Source organism: Stenotrophomonas sp. FSL W7-1447, from assembly GCF_037966425.1.
In the GTDB taxonomy this organism is placed as follows: Bacteria; Pseudomonadota; Gammaproteobacteria; order Xanthomonadales; family Xanthomonadaceae; genus Stenotrophomonas; species Stenotrophomonas pavanii.
Genome location: NZ_CP150199.1, coordinates 3,438,278 through 3,457,012, shown reverse-complemented (window position 1 = coordinate 3,457,012; position 18,735 = coordinate 3,438,278). Strand labels below are relative to the sequence as shown.

The 18,735-nt window shown below is 67.2% G+C and carries 13 protein-coding genes, 1 pseudogene and 1 riboswitch; of the genes and pseudogenes, 7 read left to right on the top strand and 7 right to left on the bottom strand.

Features of this window, described 5'->3' with window-relative positions:
* Positions 1–29 precede the first annotated feature (29 nt).
* On the bottom strand, positions 30–317 hold the full coding sequence (locus NSQ78_RS16215) for a hypothetical protein (RefSeq protein WP_064238999.1): 288 nt from the start codon (positions 315–317) through the stop codon (positions 30–32).
* A gap of 135 nt (positions 318–452) precedes the next feature.
* On the opposite strand from NSQ78_RS16215, the gene NSQ78_RS16210 reads away from it, so the two are divergent.
* A complete protein-coding gene (locus tag NSQ78_RS16210; protein ID WP_064238998.1) occupies positions 453–1,154 on the top strand; it encodes an alpha/beta hydrolase in 702 nt (233 codons plus the stop codon).
* A gap of 8 nt (positions 1,155–1,162) precedes the next feature.
* On the opposite strand, the gene NSQ78_RS16205 is transcribed toward NSQ78_RS16210, so the two are convergent.
* The gene (locus NSQ78_RS16205) at positions 1,163–1,591 is read right to left on the bottom strand and encodes a hypothetical protein (protein ID WP_064238997.1); all 429 of its coding nucleotides are present in this window, start codon (positions 1,589–1,591) and stop codon (positions 1,163–1,165) included.
* 22 nt (positions 1,592–1,613) lie between these two features.
* Positions 1,614–3,704, bottom strand: a complete 2,091-nt coding sequence (locus NSQ78_RS16200) for a catalase (RefSeq protein ID WP_064238996.1) — start codon at positions 3,702–3,704, stop codon at positions 1,614–1,616.
* Positions 3,705–3,816: 112 nt separating this feature from the next.
* Between NSQ78_RS16200 and NSQ78_RS16195 the strand changes: the two genes are divergently transcribed.
* From NSQ78_RS16195 to NSQ78_RS16185, 3 genes are all read left to right on the top strand, one after another.
* Positions 3,817–4,539 (top strand): AraC family transcriptional regulator, encoded by a 723-nt coding sequence (locus NSQ78_RS16195; protein WP_049468825.1) that lies wholly within the window; start codon positions 3,817–3,819, stop codon positions 4,537–4,539.
* Positions 4,540–4,621: 82 nt separating this feature from the next.
* On the top strand, positions 4,622–5,989 hold the full coding sequence (locus NSQ78_RS16190) for an amino acid permease (RefSeq protein WP_049468828.1): 1,368 nt from the start codon (positions 4,622–4,624) through the stop codon (positions 5,987–5,989).
* A 103-nt stretch (positions 5,990–6,092) separates the two neighbouring features.
* Complete coding sequence (locus tag NSQ78_RS16185) at positions 6,093–6,503, top strand: VOC family protein (RefSeq protein WP_053461053.1); 411 nt, start codon at positions 6,093–6,095, stop codon at positions 6,501–6,503.
* 87 nt (positions 6,504–6,590) lie between these two features.
* Here the strand turns inward: NSQ78_RS16185 and gcvP are convergent, their stop codons facing one another.
* Positions 6,591–9,458, bottom strand: coding sequence for an aminomethyl-transferring glycine dehydrogenase (gene gcvP / locus NSQ78_RS16180; RefSeq protein ID WP_064238995.1), 2,868 nt, complete (start codon positions 9,456–9,458; stop codon positions 6,591–6,593).
* A gap of 62 nt (positions 9,459–9,520) precedes the next feature.
* Positions 9,521–9,623: riboswitch (glycine riboswitch) on the bottom strand.
* A gap of 300 nt (positions 9,624–9,923) precedes the next feature.
* Between gcvP and NSQ78_RS16175 the strand changes: the two genes are divergently transcribed.
* The 3 genes from NSQ78_RS16175 to NSQ78_RS16165 all read left to right on the top strand — a co-directional run bounded on the left by NSQ78_RS16175 (position 9,924) and on the right by NSQ78_RS16165 (position 12,663).
* The gene (locus NSQ78_RS16175; protein WP_049468834.1) at positions 9,924–11,150 is read left to right on the top strand and encodes a multidrug effflux MFS transporter; all 1,227 of its coding nucleotides are present in this window, start codon (positions 9,924–9,926) and stop codon (positions 11,148–11,150) included.
* Positions 11,151–11,291: 141 nt separating this feature from the next.
* Positions 11,292–12,188, top strand: a complete 897-nt coding sequence (locus tag NSQ78_RS16170) for a siderophore-interacting protein (protein WP_064238994.1) — start codon at positions 11,292–11,294, stop codon at positions 12,186–12,188.
* 82 nt (positions 12,189–12,270) lie between these two features.
* Positions 12,271–12,663 carry a hypothetical protein gene (locus NSQ78_RS16165; RefSeq protein WP_057493454.1) on the top strand — a complete coding sequence of 131 codons (393 nt, stop codon included), beginning with the start codon at positions 12,271–12,273 and terminating at the stop codon, positions 12,661–12,663.
* 988 nt (positions 12,664–13,651) lie between these two features.
* Here NSQ78_RS16165 and NSQ78_RS16160 read toward each other — a convergent pair.
* From NSQ78_RS16160 to NSQ78_RS16150, 3 genes and pseudogenes are all read right to left on the bottom strand, one after another.
* Positions 13,652–15,612, bottom strand: a pseudogene (locus NSQ78_RS16160) (M2 family metallopeptidase).
* A 688-nt stretch (positions 15,613–16,300) separates the two neighbouring features.
* Entirely contained in the window at positions 16,301–17,950 is a 1,650-nt protein-coding gene (locus NSQ78_RS16155; protein WP_064238992.1) for a phosphoethanolamine--lipid A transferase, read from the bottom strand.
* Positions 17,947–18,714: a phosphatase PAP2 family protein gene (locus NSQ78_RS16150; protein WP_064238991.1), complete on the bottom strand. Its 768-nt coding sequence runs from the start codon at positions 18,712–18,714 to the stop codon at positions 17,947–17,949. Before NSQ78_RS16150 ends, NSQ78_RS16155 begins: the two co-directional genes overlap by 4 nt.
* Positions 18,715–18,735: the final 21 nt, after the last annotated feature.

Here is an 18,735-nt window from a genome sequence, read left to right as displayed (position 1 = left end):
TCCCGCTCAGGCAGCAGGGAGGATCGCCCTCATTGCTCCAGGACGCTGCCGAGCATGGCCCCAAGCAGGTACAGCACGCCAAGCGTGGGGGGAATCACCAGGAGGTAGACGGTCATCCAAGTCATTCCGGAAAGCCAGCTTCCTACGCCGATGGCGTTGAGTGCTGCGGTCTGCAGCATCACCGGCAGCTGCATGAGGATGTAGACGCTCTTGGGGTCGCTGTTGGACCGGGCATCGAACACCAGCCAGGCGGTCAGCGCGAGATAGAGCGCGCATAGGGCGATGCCGGTCAAGCTGAGCCAGCGGGGCTTGCGCATGCCACCTTCTCTGTTCCGTCGGGGGGCCATCAGGGTAGCGCCGCGATCAGCGGCGTGCACTTCCCTGGGTCGAGCCGATAAGCGAAGCTGCGGGGCAGGGAATCGTGCGAAGGGGCCTGGAAGGTGAGCAATGTGATGAGCGCCGTGATGCTCCCGATCGTGATGCTGCCCGGGCTGGATGGCAGCGGCCTGCTGTCGACATGCTTCGTGGAGGCGATGCAGGGCCAGGGAGTTACCGTGCAGGTGCTGCCGCTACCCATGCACGGGCCGCAGGACTACGTTACGTTGGCGTCGATCCTGCGTCCACAGCTTCCCGTGTCTCTCTTTGTGCTGCTGGCTGAATCGTTTGCCGGGCCACTGGCCATCGAACTGGCGGCGGCTTCACCGCCGGGATTGCGCGGATTGATACTGAGTACGACCTTCGCGCGGCGACCGGTGCCGCTGCCAGCGGCGAGCGCACGCTTGCTTGCCCCTGCATGGCCACGGCCACCGCTGGCGTTGCTGGCCCGGCTTCTGCTGGGGCATTGGCGGACACGCATGAACCTTCGCGAGCTGCGACATGCGATCGCTGCGGCGCCGGCCGCGATACTGCGGCAGCGCGCTGCGGCGACACTGCAGATCGATGTCCGCGCGCAGTTGCCGAAGCTCACGCTGCCGACGTTATGCCTGCATGCACGACAGGACCACCTGTTGTGGCCGCCCAGCGTGGCCGAGCTGCAGCTCTTGTTGCCCGACGCCCGGCACGTATCGCTGGAAGGGCCCCATCTGCTGCTGCAGGCCCGTGCTGACGCAGCCGCAGCCGAAGTTGCCGCATGGATGAGGACGCTCCCCTCCTGACCGACGCTTCAGCCGCGCGCACGCGTACGCGCAGCTTTCTTCGCCGCCGCCTTGCGCACGGTCTTCTTCGCGGCCCGCGTTTTGGCCGCCTTCTTTGCGGCGGCGCTCCGCGAGGCGGCCGTACCCGCCTTCTTGGCCGCAGCCTTCTTCGCCGTCTTCTTTGTGGCCTTCTTTGTCGCGGTCTTGCGAGCCGGTGCCTTCTTCGCCACCGCCTTCTTCGCAGGCGCCTTCTTGGCAGCCTTCTTGCTGGTCGCCTTCTTCGCGCCCTTGCGGGCACTGCCGGCGCGCTTGCCGCCGCCGTCCTGCTTGTTCACGGTGGCCCAGGCAATGCGCTCGGCGGTGCCTTCACTCGCGCCGCGATCACGTTCGCTTTCCCCGATGTGCTCGGCCTGGCGCTTCTGCTTTTCGGTGTATGCGGATTTGTCACCACGGGGCATGACGATTCTCCTGTCGTTGTGGTCAGGCCAGCAGGCGCAGCTTGGGCTCACGCGCCCACTGGCGGGTGGCGGCCGCCGCCAGGAATGCCTTGGCGTCTTCTGCTTCGACGATGCCGGGGTCGTTGCCGACCCGCGCCGCCTTCAGCAGCGCCTGGCCGCCCGCGTCGCTGGCGATGGCCTTCAGGTGTGCCCACGCCTGGCTGACGAACTCAAGGGCGGCGCTCTCTTTCGACAACGCCTTTGATGCCTCTACGCTCAGCACCACGGCCACCGCATCGAACACGGCCGATGGCGTGCCGGCCAGTTGCCCATCAGCGGCCTGTACGCTGCCGTCACTGAGCGTGGCGCCTCCCACTTTTGGTGCAACCAGCTTCACGTCTGCACCTGCCTTCCGGGCCGCCTTGCTCAGGCTGGCAATCACGCGCGCGTCGGAGCCTTCGTCGAACAGGATGCCGATGCAGCGACCCTGCAGGGTGGGCTTGTTACGCCCGATCACGCGCACTTCCGGGGCCGGCGGCATGTCTCGCACCGGGGTAGCGGTTGGCGCGGGGTCGGGCAGTGCAGGCAGGGCCAGGCCATTGGCCACGCGCTGCGCCAGCGTGTCATCGATGTTGCGCAGGTGGCTGACCGTGCGCACCCGCACCTTCAGCGTTTCCACCTTGGACAACTCGAAGACCAGCGCCGATGCCAGGTGCGCCTGCTCCGGCTTTTCCAGGCTGCGGAAGAACATGCGGGCCTGGCTGTAGTGGTCGGCGAAACTCTCTGCGCGGGTGCGGCCCTTGCGGCCATCGTCGGCGCTGGCGTGGCTGCGGAAGCCGGTGGGCGTCTCGCGCGGGGTGTCGTCCTGCAGCGAGCTGGGGTCGTAGGCCACCCGGCCCTTGGGCACCTGCATCTGCATGCGGCCATCGCGCTGATGATTGGCAAACGGGCACTTCGGCGCGTTCACCGGGATCTGGTGGAAGTTCGGGCCGCCCAAGCGCAGCAGCTGGGTGTCCAGGTAGGAGAACAGGCGGCCCTGCAGCAGCGGGTCGTTGCTGAAGTCGATGCCGGGCGGCACGTTGGCCGGGCAGAACGCCACCTGCTCGGTCTCGGCGAAGAAGTTGTCCGGCCAGCGGTCCAGCACCATGCGCCCGATCACCTGCAACGGCACCAGCGATTCGGGAATGATCTTGGTCGGATCCAGGTGATCGAACGGGAAGGCGTCGGCTTCTTCTTCGGTGAACAGCTGCACCGCCAGCTCCCATTCGGGAAAGTCGCCGCGCTGGATGGCCTCGAACAGGTCACGGCGATGGAAGTCATTGTCGGCCGATTGCAGTTTCAACGCTTCGTCCCAGACCGTGGACTGGATGCCCAGCTTGGGCCGCCAGTGGAACTTGACGAACGTCGACTCGCCGGCCTCGTTCAGCAGGCGGAAGCTGTGCACACCGAAGCCTTCGATCATCCGCAGCGAACGCGGGATGGCGCGGTCGCTCATCGCCCACATGATCATGTGCATCGATTCGGGCATCAGCGAAATGAAGTCCCAGAAAGTGTCATGGGCCGAAGCGGCCTGCGGGAAGGCGCGGTCCGGCTCCATCTTCACTGCGTGCACCAGGTCCGGGAACTTCATCGCGTCCTGGATGAAAAACACCGGGATGTTGTTGCCGACCAGATCCCAGTTGCCCTCCTTGGTATAGAACTTGACCGCAAAGCCGCGCACGTCGCGTGGGGTATCCACCGAGCCTGCGCCACCGGCCACGGTCGAGAAGCGGGTGAACACCGGCGTCTTCACTCCCACCTCGGTGAGGATGCGCGCGCGGGTATGGCGCGACAGCGAACGGGTCAACTCGAAGTAGCCGTGCGCGGCGCTGCCGCGGGCATGCACGATGCGCTCGGGGATGCGTTCGTGATCGAAGTGGGTGATCTTCTCGCGGAGGATGAAGTCCTCCAGCAGCGTAGGACCCCTCGGCCCCTGCCGCAGCGAGTTCTGGTTGTCTGCCACCGGAATGCCCTGGTCGGTGGTCATTGCCGGGTGGCTGCCGCCGGCCTGGAGGTGCAGCTCGCCGCCTTGGCCGCGATGCAGGTCTTCGGGGTGGGCAGTTGCGCGCTTGCCGGTGGGCTTGCTGGCGGCCATGGACGGTGGCTCCGGATCGTCAAGGAGCCACCACACTGGGACCGGTCCCGTTAAACCACGGTCCGGCAAAGGTGAACGTACGGGCAAAAGCAGGCTCGGGTATGCTTGCCGCATGCGAGTCGAGCCCGCCGACATCGAAGCCCTGTTCGACGCCATCCCGGACGTGCTGTTCTTCATCAAGGACCGCCAGGGGCGTTACACCCACGTCAACCAGACCATGCTGCGGCGGCTGGGCCTGCGCGCGCGCAAGGACGTGATCGGGCGTACCGCAGCCGAGATCTACCCGACCGGCCTCAGCGCCGACTACGTCGACCAGGACGCCCGCGTCCTGTCCGGCGAGGTGATCGAGAACCTGATGGAGCTGCACCTGTTCGCCAACCGCGAACCGGGCTGGTGCCTGACCTGCAAGCGTCCGCTGGTGGTTGATGGCGCCATCGCGGGCCTGATCGGCATTTCCCGCGACCTGGGCCAGAAGGACAGCCTGGGCACCCAGTACGAACAGCTGCGGCTGGCGCTGGCCCATCTCAACGCGCACTACGCCGAGAACGTGCGCATGCAGACGCTGCTGGACATCACCGGCTTCTCGCTGTCCAAGCTGGAGCGCAGCTTCCGCAAGGTGTTCCAGATGACCCCGCAGCAAGTGCTGACCCGGCTTCGGATCCAGATGGCCATGCACCTGCTGCATGGCGACGACAGCATTGCCTGCATCGGCCAGGCCTGCGGTTTCAGCGACCAGAGCGCGTTCACCCGCAAGTTCAAGGCTGAAACCGGTTTCTCGCCGCGTGCCTATCGCGCCCGTATCGGCGGTGGTATCGGCGAGCCGGCGCTGGCCTGAGCCGGCTGCTGCGCTGTGCCTATCCGGGCAGGCACGGGACAGGGTAAGGTGTCGCCCCTGTAGCCCGCCGCCAGCCCCGCCGATGCCCAACTCGATTCCGACCGCTTCGCCGTCCCGCCTCGGACATTCGCTCAAGCCCCGCCAGCTGATCATGATGGGCCTGGGCAGCGCCATCGGCGCCGGCCTGTTCCTCGGCTCGGGCGTGGGAGTGCAGGCCGCCGGGCCGGCGGTGCTGGTGTCCTATCTGGTGGCCGGCGCGCTGGTGATCATCGTCATGAACGCGCTGGGCGAGATGGCGGCGGCCAAGCCGACCAGTGGCGCGTTCTCGGTCTATGCCGCCGATGCCATGGGCGCCACCGCGGGCGCCACGGTGGGCTGGCTGTGGTGGGTGCAGCTGGTGATCGTGATCGCCGCCGAAGCGGTGGGCGCGGCCGGGCTGCTGGCGACGGTCTGGCCGGCCGTACCGGTGCCGATGGCGGCGTTGGCCTTCATGCTGTTCTTCACCGCGATCAACCTGCTGGGGGTGAAGAACTTCGGCGAGTTCGAATTCTGGTTTGCCATCCTCAAGGTCGCGGCGATCCTGGCGTTCATCGCCATTGGCGTGGCGCTGCTGATGGGATGGCTGCCGCAGGTGACCTCCCCGGGCCTGAGCAACTTCACCGAACACGGTGGTTTTGCGCCGAAGGGCCTGGCCGGGATCGGCGCGGCGCTGCTGGTGGTGGTGTTCGCCTTCGGCGGCACCGAAATCGTGGCCGTTGCCGCAGCCGAGACCGAAGACCCGGAGCGCAGCATCGCCCGGGCCATCCGCACCGTGGCCTGGCGCATCCTGGTGTTCTACATCGGCTCGCTGAGCGTGATCATCGCGGTTGTCCCGTGGACCAGCGAGGCGCTGAAGTCGCCCTTCGCCGCTGTGCTGGACATTGCCCGTATTCCGGGCGCGGGCACCGCCATCACCCTGATCGCGGTGATCGCGCTGCTGTCGGCGCTCAATGCCAACCTCTACGGCGCCTCGCGCATGATGTACTCGCTGGCGCAGCGCCGCGAAGCCCCGGCCGTGCTGGGCTGGACCGATCCGCGCCAGGTGCCGGTGATTGCCGTGCTGGCCAGCGTGCTGTTCGGTTTCGCCGCCACGGTGATGGAACTGCTGTTCCCCGACCGGGTGCTGCCGGTGCTGCTGAACATCGTCGGTTCCACCTGCCTGCTGGTGTGGACGCTGTCGCTGGTGTCGCAGCTGGTGCTGCGCCGCCGCGCGGATCGGCGTGGCACCCGGCTGCCGTTCCGCATGGCCGGCTTCCCGTGGCTGACCTGCTGTGCACTGGCGATTCTGGCGCTGATCTTCGGCCTGCTGCTGAGTGAATCGCACACGCGCCTGCAGTTCCTGTCGATGGTGGCGCTGACGGCCACGATCGCCGCCGGCAGCGCCATCGCCCGGCGCATGCGCGAGGCTTGATGGGGGGTGCCGGCCGGCGGCCGGCACTACCACGGGGGCTGCACATCCGCCGTGCCATCCTGATCGTGTAGGCCGTCAACGGCCTGTCGACCAGGAGTACCGCATGCTGCGCAGCCGTCCCTTCCTGATGTTCACCGGCCAGGCCGAGGCCGCGCTGGCCCTGTATGCCGAAGCCTTTGCCGATTTCCGCCTGCTGGCCCTGCAGCGCCATCCTGACGGTGCCGGCGCTGGCGTGTCCGGCCAGGTCCGCCAGGCCATCTTCCTGCTCGGCGGCACCCACTACCTGTGCTTCGACAGCCTGGACGTGCACGATTTCACCTTCTCGCCGTCGATCTCGCTGTTCGTCGAGTGTTCCGGTGCCGAACAGTTCGAGCGCGCGGCACGCGTGCTGGGCGAGGGCGGGCACTGGCTGATGCCGGTGGGCGAGTACGATTTCAGCAACCGCTACGGCTGGGTGCAGGACCGCTTCGGCGTATCGTGGCAGTTGAGCCTGGGGCAGATGCCGGACCCGTGATTATTGTGGGTGTGGACCTTGGTCCACGCGCCCTTATGAGAACGGCCCGCTTTCGCGGGCCGTTTTGTCATCCGATGCAGCGAGGAATCACGCCTCGACTTCATCATCCTTGTAGGCACCGACCGGGATGCAGGCGCACATCACGTTCTTGTCGCCGTATACGTTGTCCACGCGCGCCACCGGCGGCCAGTACTTGCTCTGCTTCAGGCTGGCCAGCGGGAAGGCGGCCAGCTCGCGCGGATAGGCGTGGGTCCACTCGCTGGCGGTCACCGCGGTGGCAGTGTGCGGCGCGTTCTTCAGCGGATTGTCCTCGCGGTCCAGGCGGCCGTCTTCGATCGCGGTGATTTCCTCGCGGATCTGGATCATCGCGTCGACGAAACGATCCAGTTCGTGCAGCGACTCGCTCTCGGTCGGTTCGACCATCAGCGTGCCCGCCACCGGGAAGCTCAGGGTGGGGGCGTGGAAGCCGAAGTCGATCAGGCGCTTGGCCACGTCCTCGGCGCCGATGCCGCTGGTCTTCTCCAGCGGGCGCACGTCGAGGATGCACTCGTGCGCCACCAGGCCGTTGCGGCCGGTGTACAGCGTCTTGAAGTGCGGCGCCAGGCGCTTGGCGATGTAGTTGGCGTTGAGCTGCGCGACCTGGGTGGCCTTGCGCAGGCCTTCGCGGCCCATCATCGCAATGTACATCCAGCTGATCGGCAGGATCGAGGCGCTGCCGAAGCTGGCCGCGCTGACCATGCCGACCGGACCGTTGTCACCCAGCTTGCCCGGCAGGAACGGCGCCAGGTGCTCCTTGACCGCGCACGGGCCGACGCCCGGGCCGCCACCGCCGTGCGGGATGCAGAAGGTCTTGTGCAGGTTCAGGTGCGATACGTCCGAACCCCACTTGCCCGGCTTGGCCACGCCGACCAGCGCGTTCATGTTGGCGCCGTCGGTGTACACCTGGCCGCCGTGCTTGTGGATGATCTCGCAGATCTCGACCACCTCTTCCTCGAACACGCCGTGCGTGGACGGGTAGGTCATCATGATCGCCGCCAGGCGGTCGCTGTACTTCTCGGCGTTGAGGCGGATGTCTTCGACATCGACGTTGCCGTTGGCATCGGTCTTGGTCACCACGACCTTCATGCCGCACATCTGCGCCGAGGCGGGGTTGGTGCCGTGCGCCGAGTCCGGGATCAGGCAGATGTCGCGATGGCCTTCGCCGCGCGAGCGGTGGTAGGCGCGGATCGCCAACAGGCCGGCGTACTCACCCTGTGCACCCGAGTTCGGCTGCAGGCTGACCGCATCGTAGCCGGTGCATTCGACCAGCATCGCTTCCAGCGAGTCGATCAGTTCCTTGTAGCCCAGCGCCTGGTCGGCCGGCACCAGCGGATGGATCTGCGAGAACTCCGGCCAGGTCACCGGGATCATCTCGGCGGTGGCGTTGAGCTTCATCGTGCACGAGCCCAGCGGGATCATCGTGCGGTCCATCGCCAGGTCCTTGTCGGCCAGCGAACGCAGGTAGCGCAGCAGTTCGTGCTCGCTGTGGTGGGTGTTGAACACCGGATGGGTCAGGAACGCGGACTGGCGCAGCAGGCCGGCCGGCAGTGCGTCGGCGGTGCTGGCATCCAGCGCATCAATGTCGGCCTGCGCGCCGAACACGGCGGCCAGCGCGACCACGTCGGCGCGGGTGGCGGTCTCGTCCAGGCTGATGCCGACCGAGTCGCTGTCGATCGCGCGCAGGTTGTAACCGGCGGCGCGTGCCTTGGCGTGGATCTCATCGGCATGCACGCCGGTGATGTGCAGGGTATCGAAGAAGTCGCCACCGACCTGCACGCCGGCCTTGCGCAGCGCCGCGGCCAGGATCGAGGCCAGGCGGTGGGTGCGGCGGGCGATGCGGGTCAGGCCTTCCGGGCCGTGGTAGACGGCATACATCGAGGCCATCACCGCCAACAGGACCTGTGCGGTACAGATGTTGGAGGTGGCCTTCTCGCGGCGGATGTGCTGCTCGCGGGTCTGCAGGGTCAGGCGGTAGGCCGGGTTGCCCTGGGCATCGATGGAGACACCGATCAGGCGGCCCGGCATCGAGCGCTTGTAGGCGTCACGGCAGGCCATGAACGCGGCGTGCGGGCCGCCGAAGCCGAACGGCACGCCGAAACGCTGGCTGTTGCCGACCACGATGTCCGCGCCCCATTCGCCCGGTGCGGCCAGCAGGGTCAGCGCCAGCAGGTCGGTGGCCACGGCCACCAGGCCGCCGCGTGCGTGCACGGCCTCGACCAGGGCCTTGTAATCGCCGATCTGGCCGAAGGTGTCCGGGTACTGCAGCAGCAGGCCGAAGGCTTCTGCTTCCAGTGCCTCGGCCGGGGTGCCGACGCGCAGCACGATGCCCATGGGCTCGGCGCGGGTGCGCAGCAGTTCCAGGGTCTGCGGGTGCACGGCATCGTGCACGAAGAAGGTGTCCGACTTCGACTTGGCCGAACGCTTGGCCAGGGTCATCGCTTCGGCCGCTGCGGTCGCTTCGTCCAGCAGCGAAGCGTTGGCGATTTCCATGCCGGTGAGGTCGGCGCACAGGGTCTGGAAGTTGATCAGCGCTTCCATGCGGCCCTGCGAGATTTCCGCCTGGTACGGGGTGTAGGCCGTGTACCAGGCCGGGTTTTCCAGGATGTTGCGCAGGATCACGTTCGGCGTGTGGGTACCGTAGTAGCCCTGGCCGATGAAGCTGCGCAGCACGGTGTTCTTGTCGGCGATCGCACGGATCTTCGCCAGTGCCTGCACTTCGGTCATCGATTCGGGCAGTGCCAGCGGTGCCGGCGACTTGATCTTGGCCGGCACGATGGCATCGGTCATCGCATCCAGCGACGCGTGGCCGACGACGTCGAGCATCTGCGCGATCTCGGCATCGTTGGGGCCGATGTGGCGCTCGACGAACGCATTGTGGTGCTCGAGCTCACGCAGGGAAGGGGTGTTCTGGGACATGGCGAAGGATCCGTCAGGAAAGGGCACACGCACGGGCACAAGCCGCCGGTCGGCGGTCTGCGGGGCGCCCCTCTGTCCTTTTGCCTGAGAGTTTGGAAGCGCGGAAAACTGCGGCTTCGTGCCCCTTCGGCGCCGGATCGAACCGGTCTCTCCAGAGTTCTGTTACGGGTGGTATCGGGCCTGAGCGATTACGGGCGTTGCGCCTTCGGCAGCGGTGTTCCGCTTCTCCCACCGTGTTGCCCGCCGATTATAGCCCGTTGCGGGCCCGCCGGCCGCCTCTGGGGCCGGCCGCCGCGCCTGAATGGCCGATGGCCCGGCCATGCGTTTTGTGCACCGCTGCATGGCATCGGGCGCAATCCCCACCTATCATGGCCGCATACCCGAATTCATCTGGCGCCGTCCCTGCAGAAGGGGGACCGGCGCCCGCCGTGCGTGCCACGCATGGCCCTGCCGGACGCCTTCATCATGACCGCCGCTGCTGCTCCCTCCACCCGCCGCATGGCCCTGCTGCTTGCCGGCCTGGCCATGTTCGGCCCGTTCTCGATCGACACCATCTTCCCGGCCTTCCCGCAGCTGGCGCAGCGCCTGGCGGTGGACGAGGTGGCGGTGCAGCAGACCATCAGCGTGTACCTGCTGTTCTACGGCCTGATGAGCCTGGCGCACGGCCCGCTGTCCGATGCGTGGGGCCGCAAGCGGGTGATCCTCGGCGGCCTGGTGGTCTTCGCCGGCGCCTCGGTGGGCTGCGCGCTGTCCACCGACCTGACCACGCTGCTGGCGTTCCGCGCGCTGCAGGGCCTGTCCGCGGGCGTCGGTATGATCGTCGGCCGCGCGGTAATCCGCGATCTCTACCATGGCCACGATGCGCAACGGTTGATGAGCCAGGTATCGATGCTGTTCGGCATCGCACCGGCGATCGCGCCGATCATCGGCGGCTGGATCCTGCTCAGTGGCGCGGGCTGGCCGCTGATTTTCTGGTTCCTGGTGGTGTTCTCGCTGGTCCTGCTGGTCGCCACCGCACGCTACCTGCCGGAGACCCATCCGCTTGCAGCACGCGTGCCGCTGTCGCCGCGCGTGCTGCTGCGCGACTACGTGCGCATCGGCTTCAACCCACGCTTCCTGCGCCTGGCGCTGGCTGGCAGCATCGGCTTCGGCGGCATCTTCCTCTACATCTCCTCGGCGCCGGTGTTCGTGATGCAGCACCTGCACCTGGGCGAGGGCGGCTTCGCCTGGCTGTTCATTCCCACCATCGGCGGCATGACCACCGGCTCGTTCCTGTCCGGGCGCATGGCCGGGCACACCACGCCCACACGGCAGGTGTCCATCGGCTTCGGCCTGTGCGCGCTGTCGGTGCTGCTGAACGTCGGCTACGTGGCGCTGTCGCCGCAGTTCGTGCTGCCGTGGGCGGTGCTGCCGATCTTCCTCGGTGGCATGGGCATGGCGCTGATCTTCCCGATCCTGGCGCTGGCGGTGCTGGACATGTACCCGCACCAGCGCGGCCTGGCCTCGTCGCTGCAGGCGTTCGTGCAGCTGATGATCAGCACCGTGGTGGCCGGCGTGGTGTCGCCGCTGCTGAGTGCCAGCCCGCTGCATCTGGCGTTGGGCCAGGCCGGGTTCTTCGGCGCCGGCTTCGTGTTCTGGTACTGGGAACACCAGCGCGAACGCGCGGCGCAGGCGGCCTGCACGGGCCATTGAGCAGCACGCAGGGGTAGGGGCGGTCGCAGCGCCCGCAGCCCTTGCGGCGGGACACCACCGGGCTAGGCTGGGCACTCCAGCCAGCCGGTGCGCGGATGCACCACAGCCAGCCGATCCGATGCCGTTGCATGAGGTTTCCCGATGGCTGCGCAGCAGACCTACCGCCTGTTCGAGGTGGCGCTGAAGGAGCGCCGCGTTCTTTCCCCTTCCCTGGATCGCATGGTGTTCACCGGTGCCGACGTGGCGCGGATGAAGACCGAAGGCCCGGACCAGCGCATCAAGGTGTTCTTCCCCTTGCCTGGCCAGCGGGTGCCGCAGGTCCCCAGCGGTGCGGACTGGTACCGGCGCTACCGGGCGCTGCCGGATGATCAGCGCCCACCGATGCGCACCTACACACTGCGCCAGTTGCGCGCCGAGCAGGGCGAGGTCGACGTCGATTTCGTCCTCCACGGCGAGACCGGGCCAGCGTCGCGCTGGGCGATCCACGCACGCCCGGGCGACCGGGTGCTGCTGCTGGCCCCGGACGCCGACTGCGCCGACAGCAGCGAGGGCTGGGAATGGAAACCGCCGGTCGGCGTCGGCCAGGTGCTGCTGGTGGCCGATGAAACCGCGCTACCGGCGGTGGCCGGCATCCTCGAGGAACTGGCGGCCAGGGTGGATCCGCCGCGCACGCTGGCGCTGCTGGAAGTGGCCCAGGCCGGCGACGCGGTGCGCCTGAAGGCACCGGCCACGGCCGAGCTGGTCTGGCTGCCGCGCGGGCGGGCCAGCTACGGACAGCCGCTGCTGCAGGCGGTCCAGGCGCGCCTGGCCGCCGCTCCCGGCGGGGTAGCGGGGGAGGCGCTGGAGGAGATCGCCGTCGATACGCAGATCCTCTGGGAACAGGCCGATTCCCGCGTGGCCGGTCCGCTGTATGCCTGGGTAGCGGGCGAGGCGTGGGCGGTGATGGCGATCCGGCGCCACCTGCTGCGCGCGTGCGGGCTGGATCGCCGCGCGATCACCTTCATGGGCTACTGGCGGCAGGGCAGGGTGCTGGATTGACCGTGTCGAACCGGGGCCGCGTGAAGCGGCCTGGCCGGCGGGGTGGGTTATCCTTGCGCCCCCCTCGCCGCGGTACCGCACCATGTCCACCACCTCCAAGATCCGCCGCGACCAGCGCCGTCGCCAGGAAAAGCAGGCCGCCAACAAGGCCGCCGCCCAGGCGTCGCCGGTGGAGCCGCATGCCGAACTGCGCGACGCGCAGCGCACCCTGCTGGCCGGTGTCGTGCGCCGCGACGGCGAATGGGTGCTGGGCATGGATGGCCGTATCGCCGGCCACAGTGACTCCGCCGCGCAGGTCCTGGCGCTGATCATGCAGGCCGGTGAGCTGCACGAACGCAATGGCACGCCGGTGCGCCTGATGTACTCCGACGCGCTGCGTGATGCCGCGCAGGCCGAAGCGAAGGAGAAGGGCCAGACGTTCGAGGAGTTCAAGGCGGAGCTGGCTGCGGCGATGGCCGCGAAGAAGGACAGCTGATCGCTGTCGGGGTAGAGTACCGCCGCTGGTAGCTGCCAGACGGATTTCCACCGTGCAGTTGCTTACCAGCGGCCGGCGACGACCAGAATGGGGCGGATCCTCGCGGATCCGCCCCTTTTCTCATTTCGCCGCCGGGGCCGCGTTGGCCTGCCAGCCGCACATCTGGCCTTTGCTTGATCGCTGTTCCGGTAGTAGCTACCGCTGGCGGCTGCCAGACGGATTTCCACCGTGCAGTTGCTTACCAGCGGCCGGCGACGACCAGGAAGGGGCGGATCCTCGCGGACCCGCCCCTTTTCTCATTTCGCCGCCGGGGCCGCGCTGGCCTGCCAGCCGCACATCTGGCCTTTGCTTGATCGCTGTTCCGGTAGAGTAGCCGCTGGCGGCTGCCAGACGGATTTCCACCGTGCAGTTGCCGTACCAGCCGTAAGCGACGACCAGAAACGGACGGATCCTCGCGGACCCGCCCCTTTTCTCATTTCGCCGCCGGGGCCGCGTTGGCCTGCCAGCCGCACACCTGGCCTTGGCTTGATCGCTGTTCCGGTAGAGCCGGCCCGCTGGCGGCTGTTGCCGCTTAGGCCAGCGGCAGTTGGCACGACCAGGAAGGGGCGGATCCTCGCAGACCCGCCCCTTTTCTCATTTCGCTGCCGGGGCCGCGTTGGCCTGCCAGCCGCACACCTTCCCTTTGCTTGATCGCTGTTCCGGTAGAGCCGTCCGCTGGTAAGCTGCCCGCGGGATCTTCATCGCGTAATTGCGCTTACCAGCGGCCGGCACGACCAGGAAGGGGCGGATCCTCGCGGACCCGCCCCTTTTTTCATTTCGCCGCTGGGGCCGCGTTTGCCTGCCAGCCGCACACCTGGCCTTGGCTTGATCGCTGTTCCGGTAGAGCTTACCGCCGGCCGCTGGTGCCAGACGGATTTCCACCGTGCAGTTGTACCAGCGGCTTTACACGACCAGGAAGGGGCGGATCCTCGCGGACCCGCCCCTTTTCTCATTTCGCCGCCGGGGCCGCGTTGGCCTGCCAGCCGCACATCTGGCCTTCGTTCTGCTGCTTCAGCCACTCGTTGACCGGGGTGAAGTACTCGATCATCGGGTAAGCATCGAGCTTGTCGGTGCCGGTCAGTTCCTTCAGCGTGGCCTGCCACGGCTGGCTGGCACCCTTGCTCAGCATCGCCCAGTACTTCTGGTAGGCTTCCTTGTTGCCGTAGAAGGTGCACTCATGCAGCGGGCCCTTGTAGTAAGCCGCATCGCACAGGCCCTTGTAGAACTGGAACTGCAGGATGCGCGCCAGGAAGTAGCGGGTGTAGGGAGTGTTGCCCGGCACGTGGTACTTCGCGCCCGGGTCGAAGAATTCTTCGCCACGGGTGCTGGCCGGGGCCACGCCCTGGTACTTGGCCTTCAGGTCCCACCACGCCTTGTTGTAGTTGTCGGCGGTGATCGAGCCATCGAACACGCCCCAGCGCCAGCGGTCGATCATCAGCCCGAACGGCAGGAACGACACGCCCGAGAGCGCCATCCGCATCTGGTTGTTGATGACTGCCTCGCGGCTTTCGGTCGGCGCATCGACCAGGCCGATCGAGCTGAGGTACTTGGGCGTCATCGCCAGCACGATGGTATCGCCGATCGCTTCGTGGAAACCATCGTTGGCACCGCCCTGGAACAGCGGCGGCAGCGGGTTGTAGGCCAGGTCGTAATAGATGTGGCCCAGCTCGTGGTAGATGGTGGTGAAGTTCTCTTCGTTCGGCTTGATGCACATCTTGGTGCGCACGTCGCCTTCCATGTTCATGTCCCAGGCGCTGGCGTGGCAGACCACGTCGCGGTCATCGGGCTTGATGAACTGGGTGCGCTCCCAGTACGACTGCGGCAGCGACGGCATGCCCAGCGACACGTAGAAGTCCTGCGCGCGTTCGGTCATCTGCTTGGCGGTTCGCAGTTCGGCCTCGCGCTGCGCCTTGTACTGCGCGGCGACGTTGGCGTCCTTGCCGGCCTTGGCCAGCGCCGCGCTCAGGTTGGTCTGGTACTGCTTTTCCAGTGCCGCGGTGATGTCCAGGCTGCCGGCGCCGGGGTACGGTTCCAGCTGGTCCCACAGGTTTGACCAGTCCTGCTGCCACATGTTGCCCAGCAGGTGCGCGGCGATCAGGCCGTTGCCCACGGCCTTGTCCTTGCCATAGGTCTTGTCCAGCTTGCCGCGTGCGTAGCAGTGCAGCTGCTCGTACATCGGCTTGACCTGTTCCCACAGGCGATCGGTTTCCGGGCCGATCTGCTCCGGCGGCATGTCATAGCCACTGCGCCACATCTGGCCGGCATCGGTGAAGCCCATGCCCTTGGCGCCTTCGTTCACCAGGCCGACGAACTTCTGGTAGTCGCCGCGCATGCCCTTGGTGGTGCTGTGCCAGCCCTGCCAGGCGTCGAGCTGCTTGTCGTAGTCGCGGCTGCGCGCCAGCACCTGCTCCAGCTCGCCCAGCTGGCGGCAGGAGTTGGGATCGTTGGCGTCGGTGCAGTACTTGCCCGCACCGTAGCTGCCTTCCATGCGGGTGGCGATCTGGGTCAGCTCGGCCAGCTTGGCCGGATCGCGCGGCGCCGGCATCGAGGACATCAGCTTCAGCAGGTGGATCGCGCGCTTGCTGTCCTCGCTCATCGGCTGGCCGTCGAACTTCGCAGCCTGTTCGATCCAGCTGTTGAGCTGGGTCAGCGAGCGCTCGTTGGCCTTGGCCGCGATGCGCTCGGAATCACTGTTGATGTAGGTGGAGGACAACCACTGCGCCGAGGTCATCTCCGGGTAGGCGGCCTTGAACTCGGCATTGATGCGGGCCACGAACTGGTCGGCGGTTTCGTTGCCGGGGCGCTGCTGCCGGCGGTATCGGTGCCTGGGGCAGCTTCCTTCTTGCAGGCAGCCAGGGCCAGCGTGGCAACGGCGATTGCCGAGGCCAGCAGGAGATGACGGTGTTTCACGGGCGATCCTTGGGTGGTGAACGACGGCCGAAGGCTAGTGGGCAGCCGCTGTCACCGCAAGTGGCGGAAGTCTGCCGGGCGGCGCCCGGCACCCGCAGAGGCCTTCAAGCAAGGGCAAAGGCAGAAGCAACAGCAACAGCGGACTATTCTTGGTTTGGCGGGGCGGTGTCGGAGTGCGGGGACGCCGCAAGTACGTCCGTGTAGGCTTGGCAGCCGCTTGCTCGTGTGCGCTTTCCTGCGCACACGGCAAGACCGGGGTTGGGCGTCCTGCCCAACCCGCCCGAGGCATGCCTCGGGCCCATGCGGCTGACACCCCGCACTCCGACACCGCCCCGCCTCTGACAGATTCCGTGTGCTGTTGGTAGGTGTCGACCTTGGTCGACACATCTGTCAGATATCGACAATCAAAATCGGGTCGGATCCGTTTTCCTACGGAAAACGGATCCGACCCCATCGGCATGTCCAACAGATCGCGGAAAACTGTCGAAGGCGGGGTGGGTCCGGTGGCGGGAGTGTCCGCGGCATGGATGCCGCGGCCAAGCCCCCAGGGATGGGTTTACGGCGTCTCCCGCCACCGGACCCACCCCGCCATCCCTCAGGAAACCCGCTTCTGCTGTTGCTGTCGAGGCTGCCGGCCAGCGGCCGGCACTACCGCGGGTGCAGGGCTGCAAGCCCTGCCGGACACCCCTCAACCTTCACAGTTGGCGAACACGTCGCGGTCGCGCTCGTACAGCGCCGTCTTCACCTGCATCAGGCCCAGCACCGACGGGAACAGGTTGTCGTGGTCGGTATAGGCCGCCGAGCGCTTGCGCACGCATTGCAGGTCCAACCCGCGGCTGCTGGCAAAACCCGGGGAGAACCACATCGTCATCGGTACCCGGGTCTGTTCGGCCGGGGCGATGGCGTAGGGCACGCCGTGCAGGAACAGGCCCTTCTCGCCCAGCGACTCGCCATGGTCGGACAGGTAGATCATCGCCGTGTCGTAGTCCTGCATGCCCTGCAGCGTGCCGATGGTCTTGGTCAGGAAGTGATCGGTGTACAGCACGGCATTGTCGTAGCTGTTGGTGATCTCTTCGCGCGAGCAGCGGCCGATGTCACGGGTATCGCAGGTCGGGGTGAAGCGACGGAATGCAGGCGGATAGCGCTCGAAGTAGGCCGGTCCGTGGTTGCCCAGCTGGTGCAGCACCACCACCCGGTCGCCGGGCCTGGCCCGCACCTGGGTGGCCAGGTCCTGCAGCAGGATCTCGTCCATGCAGCGGCCATCGGCGCACAGGCCCGGCGTGGTGGCATCGGACAGCGACTGGAAGTCCAGGCCCTCGCACACGCCCTTGCAGCCGGACTGGTTGTCACGCCACAACGGCGCGATGCCGGCGCGGTTCAACACGTGCAGCAGCGACTGGTGTGCGCGGATCTTCTTCTCGTCGTAATCGTGGCGCCCCCACGGCGAGAACAGGCACGGCAGCGAAACCTCGGTGCTGGTGCCACACGAATGCATGTCCGGGAAATTGATCACGCTGGCCTGCGCCAGTTCCGGGGTGGTGTTGCGGCCGCCATTGAGTCCCCAGTTCTGCGCGCGCACGGTTTCGCCCATGACGATCACCAGCAGGCGCGGCTTGCTGGCCGGCGCCCGCGGCGTGGCCTTGGCATCGGTTCCGATCGGCAACTTCGGTGCGCGCTGCACCGGGTTGTCGCCACGCAGTGCACGCGGCATGCCCAGCAGCACATTGGCGGGCGTGGCGAGGTAACGCACTTCGCGCTGGTTGCGCATCAGCGCCGAGACATCCTGGAACGAGATCAACGCGCCGCCGACGGCGGTGACCGCGGCTACTGCCAGGAAGCCCAGCCGCCACAGCAGGCTGCGGCCCCAGCTGCGCCGGCGCAGCTGCACGCGCCACAGCACCAGCATCGGCAGCACCGCCAGCAGCAGTACCGGCCATATCAGCGACACGGTCATCAGCTCGCGGCTTTCCTTGGGGTCGGTCGCCAGCACGTTGCGCAGCATGTCCGCATCCAGGTAGATGTGGTAGCGGCCCATGTAGTGCGCGGCGAACGCGGTCACCAGCAGCAGAAGGCTGATCACCACCTTGGCATTCCAGCGCCAGACCAGGATGCCGAGCAGCACGCCGTGCGCACCCAGCAGCAACAGCAGCAGCGACAGCGCGTAGCGCAGGCTGCCCGGATGGCTGGCCATCGCGCTGTGCCAGAACAGGCCGTTGCCGGCCACCGCGAAGAACAGGCTGGTGAACGCGATCAGTGCTTCGGTGGACAGCTGTGGCCGCCAGTGGCGAAGACCCGCCAGCGCAGACGGGCGGGCGGGGCGTTGGACCGATGCACTCATGCGTTTGCCTCCTGGCGGTTGGGACGGTCCAGCGGATGGCGGATCAGGATGCCTTTGACGATCAGGTACAGGCCGAGTGACAGCAGCCAACATATCAACGCGGTGGCAACATCATGCGAAAGGAAATGCGCGCCGCGCAGCTGCTGGCTGATGCCGAACACCAGGCCGGTGCCGAGGCCGATCCACAACCCAGCCCAGCGCCACGACGGGCGCCACAGCAGGGCGAAATAGTACAGGCACAGCCACGCATAGCCCGCGCTGGCGTGGCCGGCAGGGAAGCACGCCTGGGCGGGCATTCCGGCCGGGCGCTGCGTGAAAAGGCCGATATAGGGCTGATGGCCACCGAAGCGCAGCAGGTCCCAGGGACATTCCATCGGCACCAGGGCCTTCAGCAGGGAGATCACGCCCGTCCCCAGCGCCATGGCAATTACGACATAAAGCAGCGCCCATCGCAGGGTGCGATCGCCTCCCTTGCGCCAGTGGTGCACGCACAACAGGATCGCGACCAGCGCCGCCGACGTGCTCAGCCATTTGCCGGCCTTGTGCACCACCGTGCGGGTGACCCAGGCGTCCTGTAACGACCAGTGGCCACCTTCAAGGCGGAACAGGTGATCGGCCACCCATTGATCGCCGCCGAAACCCATCAGCAGCGTAAACACGGGCAGACCGATTGCGACAGGCAGCCAGAAGTGAGTTACGGCGAATCTTGACGCCAGTGGCGATGTCGCAGGCGGCGCAACCGCATCAATGGGACGAACGGGCATGCTGGGAAGGGGCGGTTCGGG

What these genes read in the sequence shown, in the direction of transcription:
- NSQ78_RS16175 (WP_049468834.1), top strand. Translation starts at nt 9,924, where the DNA reads ATGACCGCCGCTGCTGCTCCCTCCACCCGCCGCATGGCCCTGCTGCTT.
- NSQ78_RS16150 (WP_064238991.1), bottom strand. Translation starts at nt 18,714, where the DNA reads ATGCCCGTTCGTCCCATTGATGCGGTTGCGCCGCCTGCGACATCGCCA.
- NSQ78_RS16200 (WP_064238996.1), bottom strand. Translation starts at nt 3,704, where the DNA reads ATGGCCGCCAGCAAGCCCACCGGCAAGCGCGCAACTGCCCACCCCGAA.
- gcvP (WP_064238995.1), bottom strand. Translation starts at nt 9,458, where the DNA reads ATGTCCCAGAACACCCCTTCCCTGCGTGAGCTCGAGCACCACAATGCG.
- NSQ78_RS16205 (WP_064238997.1), bottom strand. Translation starts at nt 1,591, where the DNA reads ATGCCCCGTGGTGACAAATCCGCATACACCGAAAAGCAGAAGCGCCAG.
- NSQ78_RS16195 (WP_049468825.1), top strand. Translation starts at nt 3,817, where the DNA reads ATGCGAGTCGAGCCCGCCGACATCGAAGCCCTGTTCGACGCCATCCCG.
- NSQ78_RS16210 (WP_064238998.1), top strand. Translation starts at nt 453, where the DNA reads ATGAGCGCCGTGATGCTCCCGATCGTGATGCTGCCCGGGCTGGATGGC.
- NSQ78_RS16185 (WP_053461053.1), top strand. Translation starts at nt 6,093, where the DNA reads ATGCTGCGCAGCCGTCCCTTCCTGATGTTCACCGGCCAGGCCGAGGCC.
- NSQ78_RS16165 (WP_057493454.1), top strand. Translation starts at nt 12,271, where the DNA reads ATGTCCACCACCTCCAAGATCCGCCGCGACCAGCGCCGTCGCCAGGAA.
- NSQ78_RS16155 (WP_064238992.1), bottom strand. Translation starts at nt 17,950, where the DNA reads ATGAGTGCATCGGTCCAACGCCCCGCCCGCCCGTCTGCGCTGGCGGGT.
- NSQ78_RS16170 (WP_064238994.1), top strand. Translation starts at nt 11,292, where the DNA reads ATGGCTGCGCAGCAGACCTACCGCCTGTTCGAGGTGGCGCTGAAGGAG.
- NSQ78_RS16215 (WP_064238999.1), bottom strand. Translation starts at nt 317, where the DNA reads ATGCGCAAGCCCCGCTGGCTCAGCTTGACCGGCATCGCCCTATGCGCG.
- NSQ78_RS16190 (WP_049468828.1), top strand. Translation starts at nt 4,622, where the DNA reads ATGCCCAACTCGATTCCGACCGCTTCGCCGTCCCGCCTCGGACATTCG.